Source organism: Frankia sp. R82 (assembly GCF_023716925.1).
Lineage (GTDB): Bacteria > Actinomycetota > Actinomycetes > Frankiales > Frankiaceae > Frankia.
Genome location: NZ_JAMQQG010000029.1, coordinates 1 through 19,480, shown reverse-complemented (window position 1 = coordinate 19,480; position 19,480 = coordinate 1). Strand labels below are relative to the sequence as shown.

At 71.6% G+C, this 19,480-nt stretch carries 16 protein-coding genes; 6 read left to right on the top strand and 10 right to left on the bottom strand.

The window, feature by feature from the left end; genetic code table 11:
* Positions 1 to 21 precede the first annotated feature (21 nt).
* On the bottom strand, positions 22 to 906 hold the full coding sequence (locus tag ND747_RS08290) for an acyl-CoA thioesterase domain-containing protein (RefSeq protein ID WP_251732896.1): 885 nt from the start codon (positions 904 to 906) through the stop codon (positions 22 to 24).
* A gap of 400 nt (positions 907 to 1,306) precedes the next feature.
* Here ND747_RS08290 and ND747_RS08285 point away from each other — a divergent pair, with 400 nt between their 5' ends.
* Entirely contained in the window at positions 1,307 to 2,059 is a 753-nt protein-coding gene (locus tag ND747_RS08285) for a cysteine hydrolase family protein (protein ID WP_251732895.1), read from the top strand.
* A 20-nt stretch (positions 2,060 to 2,079) separates the two neighbouring features.
* Positions 2,080 to 3,795 carry a regulator gene (locus ND747_RS08280; RefSeq protein WP_251732894.1) on the top strand — a complete coding sequence of 572 codons (1,716 nt, stop codon included), beginning with the start codon at positions 2,080 to 2,082 and terminating at the stop codon, positions 3,793 to 3,795.
* Positions 3,796 to 3,847: 52 nt separating this feature from the next.
* Here the strand turns inward: ND747_RS08280 and ND747_RS08275 are convergent, their stop codons facing one another.
* From ND747_RS08275 to ND747_RS08255, 5 genes are all read right to left on the bottom strand, one after another.
* Positions 3,848 to 5,074, bottom strand: coding sequence for a family 43 glycosylhydrolase (locus tag ND747_RS08275; protein WP_251732893.1), 1,227 nt, complete (start codon positions 5,072 to 5,074; stop codon positions 3,848 to 3,850).
* Between the two features lie 65 nt (positions 5,075 to 5,139).
* Positions 5,140 to 6,663, bottom strand: a complete 1,524-nt coding sequence (locus ND747_RS08270) for a SulP family inorganic anion transporter (RefSeq protein WP_374216184.1) — start codon at positions 6,661 to 6,663, stop codon at positions 5,140 to 5,142.
* A gap of 5 nt (positions 6,664 to 6,668) precedes the next feature.
* Positions 6,669 to 7,547, bottom strand: coding sequence for a DUF305 domain-containing protein (locus tag ND747_RS08265; RefSeq protein ID WP_251732892.1), 879 nt, complete (start codon positions 7,545 to 7,547; stop codon positions 6,669 to 6,671).
* Positions 7,548 to 7,739: 192 nt separating this feature from the next.
* On the bottom strand, positions 7,740 to 9,323 hold the full coding sequence (locus tag ND747_RS08260) for an FHA domain-containing protein (protein ID WP_251732891.1): 1,584 nt from the start codon (positions 9,321 to 9,323) through the stop codon (positions 7,740 to 7,742).
* 239 nt (positions 9,324 to 9,562) lie between these two features.
* The gene (locus ND747_RS08255; protein ID WP_251732890.1) at positions 9,563 to 11,347 is read right to left on the bottom strand and encodes a glycoside hydrolase family 15 protein; all 1,785 of its coding nucleotides are present in this window, start codon (positions 11,345 to 11,347) and stop codon (positions 9,563 to 9,565) included.
* Between the two features lie 352 nt (positions 11,348 to 11,699).
* Here ND747_RS08255 and ND747_RS08250 point away from each other — a divergent pair, with 352 nt between their 5' ends.
* Positions 11,700 to 12,281: a hypothetical protein gene (locus ND747_RS08250; protein ID WP_251732889.1), complete on the top strand. Its 582-nt coding sequence runs from the start codon at positions 11,700 to 11,702 to the stop codon at positions 12,279 to 12,281.
* A 95-nt stretch (positions 12,282 to 12,376) separates the two neighbouring features.
* On the opposite strand, the gene ND747_RS08245 is transcribed toward ND747_RS08250, so the two are convergent.
* Together ND747_RS08245 and ND747_RS08240 are read right to left on the bottom strand one after the other, a co-directional pair.
* The gene (locus ND747_RS08245) at positions 12,377 to 12,574 is read right to left on the bottom strand and encodes a hypothetical protein (RefSeq protein WP_006541195.1); all 198 of its coding nucleotides are present in this window, start codon (positions 12,572 to 12,574) and stop codon (positions 12,377 to 12,379) included.
* 344 nt (positions 12,575 to 12,918) lie between these two features.
* Positions 12,919 to 14,460, bottom strand: a complete 1,542-nt coding sequence (locus tag ND747_RS08240) for a phospholipid carrier-dependent glycosyltransferase (RefSeq protein ID WP_285900192.1) — start codon at positions 14,458 to 14,460, stop codon at positions 12,919 to 12,921.
* Positions 14,461 to 14,632: 172 nt separating this feature from the next.
* Between ND747_RS08240 and rsmI the strand changes: the two genes are divergently transcribed.
* On the top strand, positions 14,633 to 15,616 hold the full coding sequence (rsmI, locus tag ND747_RS08235) for a 16S rRNA (cytidine(1402)-2'-O)-methyltransferase (RefSeq protein WP_251732887.1): 984 nt from the start codon (positions 14,633 to 14,635) through the stop codon (positions 15,614 to 15,616).
* Positions 15,617 to 15,630: 14 nt separating this feature from the next.
* Here rsmI and ND747_RS08230 read toward each other — a convergent pair whose 3' ends face one another.
* Both ND747_RS08230 and ND747_RS08225 read right to left on the bottom strand, forming a co-directional pair.
* Entirely contained in the window at positions 15,631 to 16,281 is a 651-nt protein-coding gene (locus tag ND747_RS08230) for a YdcF family protein (protein WP_374216183.1), read from the bottom strand.
* 135 nt (positions 16,282 to 16,416) lie between these two features.
* Positions 16,417 to 17,520 carry an ABC transporter substrate-binding protein gene (locus ND747_RS08225; protein ID WP_251732886.1) on the bottom strand — a complete coding sequence of 368 codons (1,104 nt, stop codon included), beginning with the start codon at positions 17,518 to 17,520 and terminating at the stop codon, positions 16,417 to 16,419.
* 135 nt (positions 17,521 to 17,655) lie between these two features.
* On the opposite strand from ND747_RS08225, the gene ND747_RS08220 reads away from it, so the two are divergent.
* Positions 17,656 to 18,480 (top strand): TatD family hydrolase, encoded by an 825-nt coding sequence (locus ND747_RS08220; RefSeq protein ID WP_251732885.1) that lies wholly within the window; start codon positions 17,656 to 17,658, stop codon positions 18,478 to 18,480.
* A 62-nt stretch (positions 18,481 to 18,542) separates the two neighbouring features.
* The gene (rsmA, locus tag ND747_RS08215) at positions 18,543 to 19,427 is read left to right on the top strand and encodes a 16S rRNA (adenine(1518)-N(6)/adenine(1519)-N(6))-dimethyltransferase RsmA (protein ID WP_285900190.1); all 885 of its coding nucleotides are present in this window, start codon (positions 18,543 to 18,545) and stop codon (positions 19,425 to 19,427) included.
* Positions 19,428 to 19,480: the final 53 nt, after the last annotated feature.

The following is a 19,480-nucleotide window of genomic DNA, read 5'->3' as shown; positions in this document are numbered from 1 at the left end:
CGCGTTCCGATCGGCGTTCTGTCAGCGTGACTGGCGCAGCAGGGAGATGACGGATGCCTCCGCGCGCAGCTCGCCGGCGGCGGTGAAGACCTCGATCCGACTCGCGGCCCGCTCGTCCGCGATGTGCAGGCCGCTCACCCGGTAGAGCAGCCACTCCCGGACGTCGACCTCGTCGTGGAACGTCACCGTCATCGACAGCACCAGACCGGTGACCCCCGGGAGCATCTCCCCGGTGGGGGTGAGCAGCCCAGCCATCGCCAGGACATCCGCCGCCGGCATGAACTCGCAGGCATGGGCGAGCAGTGCCCGCCAGATCGTCGGATCGTCACCGGCGCCGGGGATGCGCGACCAGTGATCCCGCCGGTAGCCAGGGCCTTCGGTGGCCAGCCGCGTCTCCCACGGAATCAGCCGCAGGTGCCGGTCGGCCTCGGCCGCTTCGGGGCTGACCGGTAGTGGTGTGCTGGTCCGGTGGATCCCCGGGTCCGGCCGCCGAGTGCGCAGCATCAGGTTCGTACGGGACAACGTCTGCGAGTCCTGGCGCACCGACAGCGCCAGCGCCCCCACCGACCGGCCGTCCGCCAGCCGCTCCACGTCGATCCACACCGGCCACCGGCAGTTGCCGGGCCGGAAGAAGATGGCGTTCAGGGAGTGCACGACCTTGCCCGGCGTCACCCGCTCGGCCAGCACGATCTGCTGGCCGACCTGCTGCCCGCCAAGGACGCCGCCGTGCGCGCTGTGCAGCGCCCGCACCGGCACCGGTGGGACGTCTCCCCGTACGTCCAGCACGGACAGCAACTGCTCCAGCGTGAACCGGTCCGACCCGGTCGCGTTGATCAGTGGATCGGCCTCGACCGGTGTCGCACCGCCCGGCTGGGAAGGGCTTGTCCTGGCCGGTTGAGTAACCACATCGCACCCTCTCGTCAGTAACAGTCGACAGCCGTTGGCTGGGTCCCCGGGGTCAATGTCGACCTGTCCGGCCTGACGGGCATGCGGCGAGTGGCGCAGGCCATATCCAGCACCGGACTGCTGCCTGCGTAAAAGCAAGCAAAACGTCCTAGAACCGGCCGTACCCGGCTCTGTATACGGTCCAGGATACGAAACTGGATACAGAGTTCATGGTCGCGTTACGCGCCGCGCGGTGGACCGAAACGCACCCGCCCGACCCTCAGCTGCAGACACGACGGGGGAGGCCGGTGGGCCGCCGTGCCCGGCTACCGCAGCCGGCAGCAGTGATCTCCCTCTGACTGGCCCGCGTGCTGTGCGCGGGACGACCCGCACCTGTGGAACCCCGAGGGCGAGAGCTGGCATGACCGACACCGCACCGACCCCGACCGACGCACCGACCGGTCCCGCGAACACCCCGCTGACCGTGGGCGCCCGACCCTACGACTTCACCTTCGACCCCGCGACCACCGCACTCGTGCTCATCGACATGCAGCGCGACTTCCTCGAACCGGGCGGTTTCGGGGAGAGCCTCGGCAACGACGTCAGCCAGCTGCGCAGCACGATCGAGCCGCTGCGCGCGGTGCTGGCGACCGCGCGCGCCGCCGGGCTGACCGTCATCCACACCCGGGAGGGCCACCTGCCCGATCTGTCCGACCTGCCGGCGGCGAAGCTGCACCGCGGCAACGCCACCCTGCGCATCGGCGACGTCGGGCCCAAGGGCCGGATTCTGATCCGCGGCGAGTACGGCCAGGACATCATCGACGAGCTGGCGCCGATAGACGGCGAGACCGTCATCGACAAGCCCGGCAAGGGTGCCTTCTACGCCACCGCCTTCGGCGACGTGCTCCGCCAGCGGGGCATCACCAGCCTCGTGGTCACCGGTGTGACGACCGAGGTCTGCGTGCACACCACGGTCCGCGAGGCCAACGACCGCGGCTACGAGTGCCTCGTACTCGGTGACTGCGTCGGCTCCTACTTCCCCGAGTTCCAGCGGGTCGCCCTCGAGATGGTCGCAGCCCAGGGCGGCATCTTCGGCTGGGTCGCCCCGTCGCAGGCCTTCCTCGACGCCCTGGCCCCGCTGCTGTCCGTACCCGCCGCCGTCGCGGCCTCCTGAGACAGGACTGGTCCACGCAGATGATCAAGATCGGAACCCGGTCGTCGCGGCCCTCGACGCCGAGCCTGCCCTACTGGACGAAGGGCGACACCAACGCCTTCTTCGGCCTCGGCGTCAACGTGCTGGTCAACGTCATCGTTCTGACGTCGCTGTGCCTGTTCGTCGTCAACATCCCCAAGGCCGACGTGTACGGCGCGATCCTGCCGGCGCTCGGCATCGCGATGCTGATCGGCAACCTGTTCTACGCCTACCTCGGCCGGCGGCTGGCCGCGAAGGAGGGCCGCGACGACGTCACGGCCATGCCGTACGGGCCGAGCGTCCCGCACATGTTCATCGTCGTCTTCGTGATCATGTTGCCGATCTACCTGAAGACGAAGAACCCGGTCGCGGCGTGGCAGGCGGGTCTGGCCTGGGCGTTCATCATCGGGATCATCGTCGTGATCGGCGCGTTCGTCGGCCCGACGATCCGGAAGTACGCCCCGCGGGCGGCGATGCTCGGCACGCTCGCCGGCATCTCGATCGCGTTCATCTCGATGCGTCCCGCCGCCCAGATGTGGGACGCCGCCTGGATCGCGCTGCCCGTGTTCGGCCTGCTGCTCATCGGACTGCTCACCGACCTGAAGCTGCCGTGGAACCTGCCGATCGGTGCGGTGGCGCTGGCGGTGGGCACGGCGATCGGCTGGATCGGCGGGTTCATGGACACCCCGGCGGTCTCCGAGGCGGCGAAGGACATCGCGCTGTCGCTGCCGACATTCCACTTCGACCGGCTCATCGACGGTCTGCGCGACATCTCTCCCCTGCTGGCCACCGCGATTCCCCTCGGCGTCTACAACTTCACCGAGGGCATGACGAACGTGGAGAGCGCCGCGTCCGCGGGGGACAGCTTCAACCTGCGCCCGATCCTGCTCGCGGACGGCTTCGGCGCGATCATCGGCTCGGCGCTCGGCTCGCCGTTCCCGCCCGCGGTCTACATCGGCCACCCCGGTTGGAAGTCCGCCGGCGGGCGCACCGGCTACTCGCTGGCCACCGGCGTGGTCATCGCGCTGCTGTGCTTCTGTGGGATGTTCGGCCTGCTCAACGCGGTGTTGCCGCTGCCGGCGATCGTGCCGATCCTGCTCTACATCGGTCTGCTCATCGGCGCCCAGGCCTTCCAGGTCTCGCCGAAGGCGCACGGCGCGGCGGTCATCGCAGCGATCATCCCGAACATCGCCTCGTGGGCGGCCGGGCAGATCGACAACACGGTGACCACCGCGGTCGGCGTGGCGTCGAAGATGAACCCGGCGGTGAACCTGCACATCACCGACGCCGACCTCGAGGGCAACAGCGTGCTGCTGCATGGTCTGCACCTGCTCGGGGACGGTGCGGTCCTGGCCGGTCTGGTGCTCGGCTCGATCGTCGCCTTCATCATCGACAAACGGTTCGTCTCGGCGACGATCGCCTCCGCGGCGGGGGCGGCACTGGCGTTCATCGGTCTCATCCACGCCGAGAAGGTCGAGTGGGACGCCGGCGGCGGACAGGTCGCCCTGGGCTACCTGTTCCTCGCGGTGGTCTGCGGAATCTGGGCACTGACCCGCCCCGAACCGCGGATTCCGGACGCCGAGGAGATCGCGCTCGAGCGTGAGCACGGCATTCCCGTCCAGACCCCGCGCACCCCCGAGCACGAGGACGCCGCCGCAGACCCGGCCGCCGCAGACCCGGCCGCCGCCAACCCGGCGGGCGCCGCCACCGGCGGCTGATCCCGGCGTCGTCGACCCGGTTCCGCACCTCGGAGGCGGGTCGACGACGCGGTCAGTCGCTGTCCCGGGACGTGCGGTGCTGGGCGTCGGAGCCGCGGTGGGCGCCGACGTCGCTGCGGCTCTGACCGTTGCGGGTCTGGTCATCGCGGTTCTCGCGGTTGAAGTCGAACCAGTGGTGCTTGGAACCGTCGGTGCTGCCCGGGTCGTCCGGTCGGTTCTGGCCGTCCCGGCCGTCCCGGTCATCCCGGTCGGAGGTGCGCAGGGTGCCCTCAACGGTGGACGTGACGGCGACCTTGAGGGAGTCGTCATGCACCTGCAGCGGGACGACGACGAACCGCCCCAGCGGGGCGTAGGCGCCGGTCGGCGGGGCGTCCCAGGTGTGCAGGCCCAGCCACCAGCGGTGGCGCGCATCGGCGAAGACATGGGCGCCACCGGGCCCGGAGCCGACCAGCGAGCCGGTGAGCATCGGCCGTTCGGCGGCCTCGCACGGGCCCAGTGGCGTGCGGCAGGTGGCGTTCGCGACCACCTGCCGGTCGTTGAGTTCCGGCGCCGCTGAGTACACCAGGTGGTAGTGCCCGTTGTCCTCGAGGATCGACGGGCTCGCGACCCGACCGGCCTGCCAGGGCAGGCTCGGGCGCAGCAGCGTGGCGGGGTTGCCGGTGAGCACCAGACCGTCGGAACGCAACGGCTGCGCCCACAGCGCCGGACCCGATCCGCCGGACTGCCCGGGGCTGCTCCAGGCCAGGTAGGGCCGTCCGGCGGCGTCGACGAAGGGACTCGGGTCGGTGCTGCCGCCCTCGGCGGTCTGGCAGACGAAGGGGGCGAGCGAGGTGTCCTCGAACGGTTCGTCGAGATGTTTCGAGGTGGCCGCCGAGACGCAGCGGATCCCGAGCCCGCGCACGGTGGCCGTGTAATAGAGCACGAACGATCCGTCGAACACGCCGATCGCGGCCGGTCCGAGTCCCTCGCTCGGATCCGCCCAGGCGGGGGGAGCATGCAGGGCGTCGGGTCGAACCGTCCAGGTGCGCCGGTCCCGGGTGGACAGCACCTGGATCGCATCGGGGGAGCGCGGGTCGACGCCGACGGCATAGGTCGTGCGGTGGTAGGTGACCATCGTCGGTGCCGGCAGGTCGACGCCGGCCACGATCACGGCCCGGTCGTTGCCGGCCGCACCCGATTTCGACAGGTACAGCACGGCGAGCACCAGGACGAGGACGACCATGCCCGGCTGACGGCGGGCAAAGTCGACCAGCCCGCCGGTGAGCCCCTTCTCGCCCATGCGCCACCATCCTCATCGTGAACACCTGATGGCGGAGTGTATTCACGGTGGGGCGGTATTGGCCGTCAATTGACCTTCGACAGTCCCTGGATCAGGGCGGCGTCGGCCGGACGCAGGCCGACCAGGCTGACCTCGACGCCCCGCTCGCGGTACTTCGTCCGGACGTCGTCGAGCGCGGCGACCGCCGCGGAGTCGAGCACGTCCGCCTGGGAGAGGTCCACGACCACGCGGGCCGGGTCGTGGGCGTAGTCGAACGCGCCGAGCAGGTCGTTCGTCGAGGCGAAGAACAGCGAGCCGCGGACCGCGTAGATCCGTTCGCCGCCCTGCGGGTCGAGCACGCTGGTCACCACGGCCAGCCGTGCGGCCCGCTGGGTGAACAGCAACGCCGAGAGCACCACGCCGACGACGACTCCGTAGGCCAGGTTGTGGGTCGGCACGACCGTCGCCACCGTCGCCACCATCACCAGGGTCTCCCCGCGGGGCATCCGGCGCAGGGTCGCCGGCGCGACGCTGCGCCACTCGAAGGTCATCACGGCGACCAGCATCATCACCGCCGCCAACGCCGACATCGGGATGTGTCGTACGAGGTCGCGCAGCGGCACGACCAGCAGCAACAGGAAACCGCCCGCGGCGAACGTCGACAGCCGTCCGCGTCCCCCGGCGTTGACGTTGACGATCGTCTGGCCGATCATCGCGCAGCCGCCCATGCCGCCGAAGAACCCGTTGACGATGTTCGCGATGCCCAGACCCCAGCTCTCCCGGTCGGGGTTGTGCGTGGTGTCGGTCATCCGGTCGACGATCTGCGCGGTCAGCAGCGTCTCCAGCAGCCCGACGGCCGTGAGGGCCAGCACGTACGGTGCGATGATCCGCAGCGTCTGCCAGTCCACCGGCACGTCCGGCAGACCCGGTCGAGGCAGGGACGACGGCAGCCGTCCCTCGTCCCCGACGGTCGGGACGGAGATGTGGAAGCAGACCGTCACGAAGGTCAGCAGTGCCACCGCGACCAGCGGCGCCGGGACCGCACGGGTCACGCGCCCCACCGTGAGCAGGATCATCAGTCCGGCCGCGACCAGCACATACACCGGCCACGGCCGGCCGATGACGTGCGGCAGCTGTGCCGTGAAGATCAGGATTGCCAGGGCGTTGACGAATCCGATCATCACGGTGCGTGGGATGAACCGCATCAGCCGCGCGATGCCGAGCAGCCCCAGCACGAACATCAGCAGGCCGACGCCGATCGTGGTCGCGATCAGGTACTGCACCCCGTGCTCACGAACCAGGGGGGCGGCGACCAGCGCCATCGACCCGGCCGCCGCGGAGATCATCGCGGGCCGTCCGCCGGTGAAAGCGATGATCATCGAGATGGTGAACGACGCGAACAGGCCGACTCGCGGATCGACCCCCGCCACCACCGAGAACGAGATCGTCTCCGGGATCAGCGCGAGCGCCGTCACCAGCCCGGCCAGCAGCTCCACCCACATGTAACGCCGGCCCGGCCAGCGCACGCCCGGCCACCGTCGACCGGGCGGTCGTCCACGCTGACGGGCGGTCGGTGCGGCGGCGCCTGTCCGGTCGGAGATCTCGGTCATAAGGGTCAGGCCCGGGGGGCGCCGAGGCGGACGAGGTCCAGCTGCATCTGATCGATCTCGATCGACTGGTTGAGCACCATCGCCCGCGCCGCGCTGCGGGTGCGGTCCTGCTCACCGTGCCGGGCGGCGTACTGGGCCATCGCCAGCCCACCGCGATGATGCCTGATCATCAGGGTGAGGAACAGAACATCAAGATCATGTCCGCGGAGGGTGGCGAGCCGCTGCATCTCGGCCGACGTCGCCATCCCCGGCATCCGTGCACCGCCGGCCGACCCGGTCATGGCGCTCATGTCGCCGCTTCCGCTCATCCCGGGCATGTCCTGGGTGGCCGACCCGCCGTCGGTCATGGTGCCCCCCATCCAGCGCATGGGGGCGCCGGTGCTGGACTGCGCGCGGCCCCACCCCGACAGCCACGCCGACATGACACCGATCTCCCGCTGCTGGGTGAGGGCGATGTCCTGCGCGACGCTGCGGCTGGTCGGATCCGTGCCACGATCGAACTCGATCATCGCCATCTGGACGGCCTGGGCATGATGCTCAGACATGTCCCGGGCGAAGCCGACGTCCACGGAGTTCTCTCCCGGCGCCCGGTCGAGCAGGTCGCCGAGCGCGGCACCCGCGGCGAGCAGCGCCGCGACCACCACGAGCACCACCGGCGTCCACCACAGTGCCGAGTGCCCGCGTCCGCGCCGCCGCCCGGCCGGACCGTCCTCGGTCGGCGCACCGCCCTCGGCGGGTACACCGTCCTCGATGGGCCTGCCGTCCTCGGCGTTGGTGCTGGTGGGGTCGGATCGGTCGCCGACGGGGGCGCTGCCGGCACGTGCGTCTACGGTGGCGGCCGGGGTGGGCAGATCGACCCCGGCGCGCGGGTCTGTATCGCTCATCGTCCGTCAAGTCTGACGTAGGTGCCGACCTTGTGCGCGCCACCCCCACCCGCCACCCGGGTCGGCGCCATCCGTCCGGGCCATTCGATCATGGTGTTCCGCGGAACCGCCGGCATCGTCCGGCCGGCTCAGGCTCGTCGACGTCGCGGTTGTGACCGCCGGACATCGGCGAGTCGCCGAGGCGGTGTGCGGTCAGCCGTGCAGGTGGGAGTTGAAGACGAAGGTGCGCTTGCCGACCTGAACCCGGGTGCCGGGGACCAGCGGGGCCGCCTGGTGCGGGTTCAGGGGCGTCCAGACGGTCGCCTCCGGGGGTGCGATGTAGGTGCCGTTCGCCGATCCCTGGTCGGTGATCACCGCGTCCCAGCCGGTGAGGGTGATGATGGCGTGGACCCGGGAGATCGCGCTCTCGCCGTCCTCGACGGGCAGGGCCCGGGCGGTGCCCGCGCGGACGGCGTCGTCGCGGTCGGGCTGACGGCCGATGACCAGGTCCATGTCGACGGTGAGGGTCATCCCGTCGTCGAAGACGAGGATGCCGATCGGTGGACGGGGGCCCCACACGGTCCGGTTGGCCTGCTGCGCCAGCGACTGCCCGCACTCGGCGCAGTACGGCGCCTGCGGGTGGTTGAAGTGACCGTTTGTGCACAGCACCCCCTCGACCTGGGGCTGTGAGCTGTTCGGCAGCATCGTGGGCGCCTCGTCGTCCTCGATGAGGTCCGAGACGGTGAACGTCTGCCCGGGCAGTTGGGTGAGCGCGTCGTGCTCGTCGTCGGTGAGATCGTCGGTGAGCGGCTCCTCCGGCATCCCGCCGGGGCCCATCCCGCCGGGGCCGTCGGCCGGCCCGAGACCGGAGCCGCTGGAGTGCCCGTAGCCACCACCGCCGTAACCGGGCGTGGGAGCGGCGTGGTCGATGCCGGCCTGACCGCCGCCTGGACCGGATTCGACGCCGGCGTGACCGAGTGCCTCCCCGTAGCGGTCCCGGCCGGCGAGTTCGGTCACCGGGTCCTCGTCGAGCTCGTCGAGGTCGGCGGCCTGGGTCGGTTCGGCGGCGGCGCGACGGCGATGGGCCTCCTCCTCCTGGCTGAGCAGGGGAGCGAGGGCCGGCGGCGTGGTTGAGAGCGAATCGGGGACGCGGGCACCGGAGGTGGGGATCGGGGCGCTGCCGGTCCTCGGCTCCCGGGACGGGTCGAAGGCGGCGAGCATCCGGTCCGCGGACGACTTGGAGATCGGTATCGCCGGTGCGGTGCTGGCCACCAGGCTCACTCCGACCCCGGCCACCGTGCCCAGGCGCAGGTCCAGCGGAAAACCGAGGCCCGAGACGCCGCCCTCGACCCCGTCGGAGTTGACCAGGCCGGTCGGCGCGACGTCGATGCGGGTGCAGTCGGCGGGCAGCAGTCGGTCGACCCAGGTGGCCGAGTCGACCCCGGAAAGAGTCAGCCCGGACGGCCCGCTCACCACCACGTCCATCGCGCCGTGCACGAGCGCGGCGACCCGGTCGTTGACGGTGGTCAGCAGGCTGAAGTCGGGCACCCGGTCGGGGTCGGCGTCGGCCAGGACCCCGGCGACCCGGCGCACCAGGCGCCGGCCCATGGTGGCCTCGGACGTACCCACCTCGGCGGCCACCTCGGCGCACAGCCCGAGCAGCCTGCTGGTGATCTCCGCGGTCTCGGGCTGGTCGACCCGCGCGACGACCAGCGCGCCGGGCAGTCGTACGACCACTCCGGTCCGGTCGGTACGCCCGGACTCGACGACCACCCGGAAATGGTCCAGACCCGCCATGACTCGCCTCTCGTCCCCACGTCCACGCCGCGCGGCGATCCTCGCCACGAGCCAGCCGTCCTGCCCCGGCCGGCCGGATTCCCGGCCGACCCCCGTCCCCGACGCCGATTGCGGTCACCAGCCGGCCATCGCCCTATCCTTGCCGTCCACGGGCGTCTGCGGACGGTGGATATGCCGATGTGGTCCTGTCGTGCTCGCGACCGGGTGCGGTCCCGGACCTATCCTGCCCGTGCCGGACCTCAGCCCAGCGCGCGGTCGAGGTTGATGGCGGCGCTGATCAGCGCGAGATGGGTGAAGGCCTGCGGGAAGTTGCCGAGCGCCTCCCCGGACGGCCCGATCTCCTCGGCATACAGGCCGACATGGTTGGCATAGGTGAGCATCTTCTCGAAGACGAGGCGTGCCTCGTCCACCCGGCCGGCGCGGGTCAGCGCCTCCACGTACCAGAACGAGCACAGGTTGAAGGTGCCCTCGTCGCCGGTCAGCCCGTCGCTGCCGTCGGCGGCGTACCGGCGGACCAGGCTGTCGCTGACCAGATCCTCGCCGAACCGGTCGAGGGTGGACAGGAACCGCGGGTCGGTCGGCCCGGAGAACTTCACCAGCGGCATGCACAGCAGCGACGCGTCCAGCCGCGGGGAGCCGGGAAACTCCATGTAGGCGCCGCGGGTGGGGTTCCAGGCCTCGTTCTGCACGAACTGGTAGGCCTGACCGGCGAGGTCCTTCCATTCGTTCGTCGGGCCGGGCAGCCCGCGCTGGCGGGAGATCCGGCAGGCCCGCTCGAAGGCCACCCAGGTCATCAGGGCCGAATAGGTGAACCGCTGCCGTCCGCCGCGGGTCTCCCAGATGCCCTCGTCGGGGGAGTCCCAGTGTTTGGCGAGCCAGTCGAGCTGACGGCCGAGCGCCTCCCACAGCCCGAACGAGATCGGCACCCGCTTGTTGTACAGGTACACCGAGTCCATCAGCTCGCCATAGATGTCGAGCTGCAGCTGTTCGGCGGCGGCGTTGCCGATCCGCACCGGCTTCGAGCCGCGGTAGCCGGCAAGATGGTCCAGAACGATCTCGTCCAGGTTGGGATTGCCGTCCACGCTGTACAGCACGTACAGCCCGGATTCCTTCGGCGCCTCGTGGCAGCGCTGTTCCAGCCAGTCCATGAACGCGGCCGACTCGTCGGTGAAGCCGAGCGCCATCAGCGCGTAGGTGGTGAACGCGGCGTCGCGGATCCAGGTGTAGCGGTAGTCCCAGTTGCGCACCCCGCCGAGTTCCTCGGGCAGTGACGTCGTCGGCGCGGCCACCAGCGCCCCGGTCGGCCGGTAGACGAGCAGCTTGAGTACCAGCGCGCTGCGCAGCACCATCTCCCGCCAACGGCCGTGGTAGCGACCGCGGCGGATCCACGACTGCCAGTACTTCAACGTCCGGTTGAACAGTGCGTCGGCCTCGCCGGTGACCAGCGGGCGGATCGAGGCGTTCCATTCCAGGACGATGTCCGCGGTTTCCCCCATGGCCAGGTCGAAGTCGGCGTGCACCGCCGTACCGTCGATGCGCAGCGGCAGCGAGGTGCGCAGCACCAGTGTTCCCGTGGACGACGCGAACACCGCCCCCGACCCGGGCACCAGCGTCACCGTGTGCGCCGCCCGGCCGTAGTCGAACCGCGGGTCACAGCGCAGCCGGAACGACGCCGTCCCCCGCACCGCCCGCGCCTGGCGGACGATGACGTGCGGCGTCTCGGTGACGTCACTGTCCATCGGCACCATGAAGTCGACGACCTCGCCCACCGCGCGCGGCGCGAGAAAACGGGTCATCAGCACGTTCGAGTCGGGCAGATACAGCTGTTTGGCCCGCGACTGCGGGCAGTGAATGCGAAACGACCCGCCGCGGTCGGCGTCGAGCAGGCTCGCGAAGACCGACGGCGCATCGAAACGCTGCGGGCAGTACCAGTCGATCGTGCCGTCCGTGGCGACCAGCGCCACGGTGCGCAGGTCGCCGATGACCGCGTGCTCCTCGATGGGCGGGTAGTCGGTGTGGGGCATTCATGGGCTCCGCGAGGCGTGAGGGGACAAGCGGCGTGCGGGGCGTGCTGGCGTGCTGGCGTGCTGGCGTGCTGGCGTGAGAGGGCAACCCCGCGACGGTAACCCGCGCATCGCACCCTCGCCCACGCCTGCCGGTAAACCCTGACGCCGGGCCGGGCGACGATGTGAACCCGCGGTTACGTCAGCCGTGTCGCCACCGTGGATTTGCCGGTAGTCGGTGGTCAGCGGACTGCCCGACAGTGTGGCGCCGGCCACGCCCACGGGTGGCTCCCGGTATCGAGTCCGATCACGCTTCCCACTCCCGTGGGGTCTGGCCGCGCGGCCCGACAGGCGGGGCACCTACGATCACGCCATGGGCGCCCACCTCCAGACCGCCGAGGACGGTCCCGCCGCGCTGGTGATGTTCGCTCGTGGGGACCGGGTCTTCCCGATCGACGACCTCGGCGGCGGAGTCTGGTCCCGGCGCGGCACCGTCCTCGCCGTCCATCCCGCCGGTCGCCGGGCCGCCAACGGCCAGACCAGCCCGGTGAGCGTGGAGGCGTCCCCCGCCGCGGCGCCGCTGATCGGCGCCCGCGCGACCGTCCTGTGGGACGACGGCAGCGCCGAGGTCCTGGACGAGGCGCAGCTCTGCCTCGTCTACGACCAGGAGGCCCCGGTCGGCGTCCGCGTCGTCACCGTCCCGATGGCCGAGCCGGTCGACGTCGTCCAACACGGCGGCCACGTCGTCCTCATCCTGCGCGACGGCCTACTGCCCCCGGTCGCCCTCGACTCGCTGCGCGACAAGCTCCGCCGGGTCCGCGCCGCTCTTACCCCCGCTCCCACCGCGGCCCGACCCGACGACGCCGCTGCCGCCGCCGACCGTCGTCGCCGCGACCTCGACCTGCTGCGTGCTCTGATCGCCCAGCTCACCGGCGGTTCCGCCGACCGCGGCTGATTCCGCCGCCTGCCGCCCGACGAAAAACGGGCATCCGGCCCCGTGCGGCGGATGCCCGTTCTGGCGCCCGTTGGGTGGGCGGTCAGGGGTGGGTGTCAGGAGGTGGAGTAGGGCCCGGGACGTACGCCGGGGCCGTAGGCGTTGCCGTTCATGCCGGCCCGTGGCTGCTCGGTCATCGCCTGGCTGACCTTGGACGCGATCGCCTCGGTGAGCCTGATCGCCTGGGTGAGCGACAGGTTGAGAACGATCTCGCTGTCGTCGGTCATCGCGAAGCGTACCGACACATCCGCCATGGTCTGTTTCCTCCGGTTTTTGGCCCCCCGGTAGCCGACTCCGGTGAGCGGAGGTCGCAGGGAGATCCACGCGCGGGCCTTACCCGTCGCGCGGCCTTGGGCATGATGACCAACCCACCATCCCCGATGGTGCCCGGGACGTGTGCGACGCCCCCTCCGTTCGGGGCGGTGGTCGGGCGGACGGGGATACCTATATCGTACTCCGGGAAATCGAAAGGATCCGGACGGTGATTAATATACGCCGCATTCGCCGCTTTGATCGCCGAATGGATTTTCTTGGAAACTCCGGGTGTTCGGTGTGGATGCCGGCCGTCCCGTGTGAGACAGCACACATCCGGGTGCCGTCAGATCCAGCCGGGAAACCACATCCGCGCCCGCCAGGAGGAGTACGGGATCACCTGGGCCGCGAGGATCGGGTAGAAGTACGCGAACAGCAGCACCACGACGATCGTGTAAAGGCCGACCGAAAGCGCACCGACGAGGCGTCTGGTGTCGGAGGCGTCGCGCGATCCGAGGGCGAGTCCGGCGAGTCCGGTGATGCCGAGGATCAGGAACGGCAGGCACGGCAGGGCGTAGAAGAAGAACATGGTCCGGGCCGGGAACAGCAGCCACGGCAGGAACGCCGACCCGAACCCGACCAGCACCAGCGCGGCCCGCCAGTCGCGCCGGGCGACCCACCAGGCCAGCACGGCGAGCAGACCCGCGACACCGACCCACCAGACGGCCGGATTGCCCAGCGCCAGCACCTCACGCGAACAGCCGGCCGGGTCGTGGCAGCCGGACTTCCCATAGGTGACCGGCAGGTAGTAATACGCCACCGGTCGGGCCATCACCAGCCAGCTCAGCGGATGTGACGCGGAGGCGTGCCCCTGGTGCAGGCCCTCGTGGAAGTGCAGCACCGCCATCTGGTACTTCCACCAGCCGTGCCACGCGTCGACGAAGCCGTTGCCGTAGAAGTGCCGGTAGTACCCGCCGTCGGTGACGAACCAGCCGGTCCAGGTGGCGAGAAAGACCATGGTCGGGAGGACGACGAAGCCGGCGAACCAGCCGGGCAGGTCCCGCCGCAGCGCGCCGAGGACGGGCCGGCGCGCACCACCGGTACGCCGGGCGCCGACATCCCAGGCGAGGGCGAGCGCCGACAGGCCGATGATCGAGTACAGCGCGCTCCACTTGACGCCCATCGACAGGCCCAGCGCCGCCCCGGCCGCCAGCCGCCACGGCCGCAGCCCCAGTCGCGGGCCGTACACCTCACGCCGCTGCGTCCGCCGGTCGACCGGCGGACGGTCAGGATCACCGGCCGCCGCCGAGGTGGACGGCACGCCGACAGCGGCGACGGCGGCGGTGGTGAGGCGGTCGGCGAGCCTGGCTCGTCCGTGGTCGCGGTCGACCAGCAGACAGGCGAGCGCCACCACGATCCCGGTCATCAGGAAGATGTCGAGGATGCCGATCCGGCTCTGCACGAACTCCAGGCCGTCCATGGCCATGAGCAGGCCGGCGAAGCACCCGAGCAGGGTGGAGCGGAACATCCGGCGGGCCGCGCGGGCCAGCACCAGCACCGCCAGGGTGCCGAACAGCGCCGCCGAGAAGCGCCAGCCAAGCTCCGGACTGCCGTGCGGCGTCCCGTTGCAGCTGGTGTAGCCGAACAGCCCCTCGGACGCCGCCATCAGCCATTTGCCGAACGGCGGGTGGACGACGAACGCCGGGCCGGTGCACGAGTTCGAGTCGATCTCGTAGCCGGCCTTGAGCAGCCCCAGCGCGTCCTTGGTGTAGTAGACCTCGTCGAAGTAGATGCCGCGGGGCTGGGTGACGTGCCAGAAGCGCAGGATGCCGGCGAGCACCGCCACCGACAGGGTGGCCAGCCAGCCGGTGAGCGGGTTGCCCGGCATCGGTGGGCACAGTCGGTCGCGCAGGCTGGTGGCCTGCTGCGTACGGGCGCTCGAACCGCCCACGTCGGACGAGGACGTGCGCTCCACGCGTCCGTTCACACTCCGGGGCACGGGGGCCGTAGTCGCCGTCACACCGATCAGGGTAGGTCCTACCACCTGCGAGACTGGTCGGGTGTCCGGGACCCTGGTGCTGTGTGGTGCACCCATCGGTGATGTGCGCGATGTCAGCCCCCGTCTGGGCGAGATTCTCGCCACAGCGGATGTGGTCGCGGCGGAGGACACCCGGCGGGTGCTGCGCCTGGCGGCGGGGCTCGGCGTGACCATCTCCGGTCGGATCGTGTCCTGCTACGACGCGGTGGAGGGCGCCCGGGCGGCCCAGCTGACCGAGCATCTGCGCCGGGGCGAGACCGTCGCGCTGGTCACCGACGCCGGGATGCCGGCGGTGTCCGACCCGGGCTTCCGGGTGGTCGCCGCCGCGGCCGCCGCCGGGATGACCGTGACCGTCGTGCCCGGCCCGTCCGCGGTGACGGCGGCGCTGGCGGTCAGCGGCCTGCCGTCCGACCGGTGGACGTTCGAGGGCTTCCTGCCGCGCCGCCCCGCCGAGCGGCGGGCCCGGCTGCGGGAGCTGCACGCGGAGTCGCGCACGATGGTGTTCCTGGACAGCCCGCACCGGCTCGAGGCAGGGCTGCGGGACCTGGTCGCCGTCTTCGGACCCGAACGGGCCGCGGTGCTGTGCCGGGAGCTCACGAAGACCCACCAGGAGATCGTTCGCGGCGATCTGGCCCGCCTGCTCGCGTGGGCCACCGACGGCCGGGTCATCCGTGGCGAGTTCACCCTCGTCCTCGGCGGTGCCCCCCGCCGACCGCCGCCGACGGTCATCACCGCCTCCCCCGCCGATGCCGCCTCCCCCGCCGATGCCGGCACGGTCGCCGATGCCGGCACGGTCGCCGATGCCGGCACGGTCGGCGAGGGCCGGGGGGAGAGCGTGCGGGCGGAGGTGCTGGCAGCGGACGTGGCGCGGCGGGCGGCGACCGGGATGTCCCGCAAGGAGGCCAGGCGGGTCGTCGCGGCCGAGTACGGCCTGTCCCGCAACGACGTCTACGCCGCCGAGCTCGCCGCCCGCCCCGGACGCCGTCCCGCCCCGCCGGACTCCTGAAACCGGGCCGGGGGTCAGCAGCCGCGTTGCAGCAGGAGCGCCTTGCCCATGGCAGCCCATTCGTAGGCGATCATGTAGGGCCACATGCCGCGGGGCGGGGAAACGCCGATCATCCGGGCGTCGCCGTGGTAGCAGCGGCCGAGCCGCAGCCGGGCCCGGGTGGTCTGCGTGGTGGCGGTGATCACGAGGACGGAGTGCCAGCCGCGTTGGGCCGCCGCCGCGGCCAGCCAGCGTGACTCGCCCCGGGTGGTGAGGGGTCTGGGCGCAAAGCAGATCACCTCGACGCCGGTCAGCCCGCGGGGGCACGGATCGTCGGCCGTCGGCGTGGAGACGGCGAGGACCGGCGCGTAGCCCGTCCGGGCCAGGGCGACGGCGCGTTCGAGTCGCCCGGGGCTGCCGGCGAACATGACGATCGCATCCGCCCGCGCGGGCGCATCCCGGTGTGGCAGGACGAACAGCCGCACCGTCGCCAACGCGAAGCCGATCACCAGCACACCCGCCACACCCACCAGGACGAACAGCCGCCGCCGTCTCCGGGGCGCCGTGGGACCGGGGTTCACCCGGGTTGCGAGTCGGGGGGAAACCCCCGTCCCGGAATCCGCTGGCTCGACGCCGGGACGTGCGGGCCGAGGCGGCGTCGCTCCGTCGGTCGGTCGGGTCGTCACGACTGCTCCCGACCTCCTCCCCGGACCTGCGCCAACCCGGCCGTCCACTCCTGGGCCGAGCCAACCACCATTCACCCGCGGCGGGTGGACCACCCGCCGTAACGCCGCGCCGGACCACGTCGCCCGGCGGCGGGATCAGCCCAGGACGGGGCGGGGGGCGACGGCGGGGGAGCGGGTGATCAGCCGGGGGTGGGTGAAGGCCGCCCGGGCGGCGTCGCGGGGCCACACCGTGTAGGAGGTCCCGTCCTGCCACTGCACGATCGGGATCTGATGACCGACCTGCAGACCGGTCGCCTCGTCCAGGCGGAACCGGCCGAGCAGGGTGGTCGTGTCGATGCCGCGGGCGGCGGCGAGTACCGAGGTGTCCTGGATACCGCCACAGAAGCGGATCGCCCGGCCGAGGATCAGGCCGGTGACGTACGCCCAGGCGGCGGTCTCGGTCGGGGCCGCGCCGTGCAGGGCGGTGTAGTCGGCGGTGAACTCGCGGGCGCTCGGCCCGGTCGAGGTCGCCCGGGTGCTCTCCGGCAGCCAGCTGCCGGGCGCGAGCAGGCGCTCCCGCAGGTCGCCAAGACTCTCGGTGGCCTGGGCGCTGACCGCGGTGGAGAAGGCCGCTGCCCGCCATGGCCGGCGCAGCAGGACGTTCGCCGCCGCCAGTTCGTCGTCGGGAGCGGCGTGGACGATCAGGATGTCCCCCGGTGGCAGCCGGCTGGCCGCGAGCGTCGCCCGGCCGGGCGGGAAGACGTGCGAGGTGACCTCGAACGCCTGGGCCGCGGCGGCCGCCCGGGTCAGCGAGGTGATCTCGACGGCGGTCTCACCCGAGGCGAGCAGCACCACCTTGCGCGCCCGGCGGTCGCTCGCGCGCACCAGCGACAGCACACCCCGCGGCCAGGTCGAGGTGGCCGCGGCGATGTTGATGACGTTGGGAAAGGCCTGGCGGACGAACCGGGTGGAGGGCGCGCCCGTGTTGAACACCACCCGGTCGGTCGCCCCGTACGCGGCCAGCGCCGCGCGGTGCCCGTAGGGCCCGAGCAGGGCGTCCGGGTGCGCGGCGGTGGCCGCCCGCATCGCCGCTGCCGGGTCGGGGTGGGCGTCGTAGGCGGTGAGGCTCACCTCGTCCCACGGGGCCGGCAGGCGCTCGTCCCGGGCCCAGAGGGTGACACCGCGCAGTCCGGCGAGCCCCTGGGCGGCATCCGGGCCGGTCAGGGGCGTCACGAGGGCAACGGTCAGTGGTGTCGTCATCGAGGGGAATCCTTGCAGTCGTTCACCCGATAAGCGTCCCATGCCCGATTGGGGCTGACTGCGAGACGCCTGATGGTCCCCGTAGAATTTCGTGACATCGCGTGGACGTCCTGCCGCAGAAGGGTGGTGAGTGTGATGGCTCGAAGTTCCGGTCGCACCGGTGATCCACCGCCGTCACCCGATCCCCTCCCCGTCGCGGTGGTCGACAGCCACTGTCATCTGGACCTTATGGACACGGAGGTCGAGGCCGCACTCGCGGCCGCCACCGCCGTCGGTGTGACCCGTGCGGTCACCGTCGGGGTGGACCTGCCGACGAGCCGCTGGCAGGTGGCGGTCGCCGAGGCCCATCCCCAGATCTACGCCGCGGTGGCCATCCACCCCAACGAGGCATCCCACGGCGTGAGCGAAGAGACGTTTCTCGCTGTCACCGAGCTAGCCCGCAAGGACAAGGTTCGGGCGGTGGGGGAGACCGGACTGGACTACTTCCGTACCCCGCCCGAAGGCCATGCCCGCCAGCAGGAGAGCTTCCGTCGGCACATCGCGATCGCCAAGGAGACCGGGCGGGCACTGATGATCCACGACCGGGAGGCGCATGAGGACACGCTGCGCATTCTCGCCGAGGAGGGTGCTCCGGAGACGGTCGTCTTCCACGCCTTCTCCGGTGACGCGGCGATGGCCAAGGTCTGTGCCGACGCCGGTTACGTGATGTCCTTCGCCGGGAACGTGACGTTCAAGAACGCGGCGAACCTGCGTGAGGCCGCCCTGGTCGCCCCCGCCGACCTGCTGCTCGTCGAGACGGACGCCCCTTACCTCACGCCCGTGCCGTGGCGGGGACGTCCCGGCGGTCCGTATCTCATCCCGCTGACGTTGCGGGTGCTGGCCGCGACCCGCGGCGTGGGTGTCGCCGAGCTCGGGTCCGCGATCGCGACGAACGCCGAGCGGGTGTTCGGGCCCTGGTAGACACCGGTCTGGAAGCGCTGCTCGCCCCGGCGGACCTGCGCGCCTTGGCGCACGCACTGGACCTGCGTCCGACCAAGCGCCGCGGGCAGAACTTCCTCGTCGACCCGAACACCGTGCGCCGGCTGGTCCGCCTGGCCGGCATCGGCCCCGGCGACTCGGTCCTCGAGATCGGCCCCGGCCTGGGCTCCCTGACCCTGGGCCTGATCAGCGCCGTCGGTGCCCCCGGTTGCGCGGAACCGGCGGGGACGGTCGTCGCCGTCGAGGTGGATCCGGTGCTGGCCGCGGCCCTGCCGGCGACGGTGGCCGCGCGGCAGCCGCCGGAGGTCAGCGGGCGGCTCCGGGTGGTGCAGGCCGACGGCCTGCGGGTCGTCCCGGCAGATCTGCCGGCGGAGCTTGCGGCCCGGCCGCCGACGGTGCTCGCGGCGAACCTGCCGTACAACATCGCCGTTCCGTTGCTGCTCGGGCTGCTCGAGCGGTTCCCGTCCCTGCAGCGGGGGCTGGTGATGGTGCAGGCGGAGGTCGCCGACCGGCTCACCGCCACCCCCGGTGGACGGGTGTACGGAGTGCCGAGTGTGAAGCTCGCCTGGTACGCGCACAGCCGCGGGGCGGGTGGGGTGCCCCGGCCGGTCTTCTGGCCGCAGCCGAACGTCGACTCCGGGCTGGTCGCCTTCACCCGCAGACAGCCCCCGCCCGGACCCCCGGACCTGCGGGCGGAGGTGTTCGCCGCGGTCGATGCGGCCTTCGCCCAGCGCCGCAAGACCCTACGCACCGCCCTCGCCGGGTGGGCGGGTTCCCCGGCGGCGGTCGCGTCGCTGGCCGAGTCCGCCGGGGTCGACCCGGGCGCCCGCGGCGAGACTCTCGATGTCGAGGCCTACTGCCTGTCTCTTATACACAACACCGAGCCCACGAGACACCAGGAATTATCTGGTATGCCGTCTTCTGCTTGAAAAACGCGGGGGGGGGGGGGGGGGGGGGGGGGGGGGGGGGGGGGGGGGGGGGG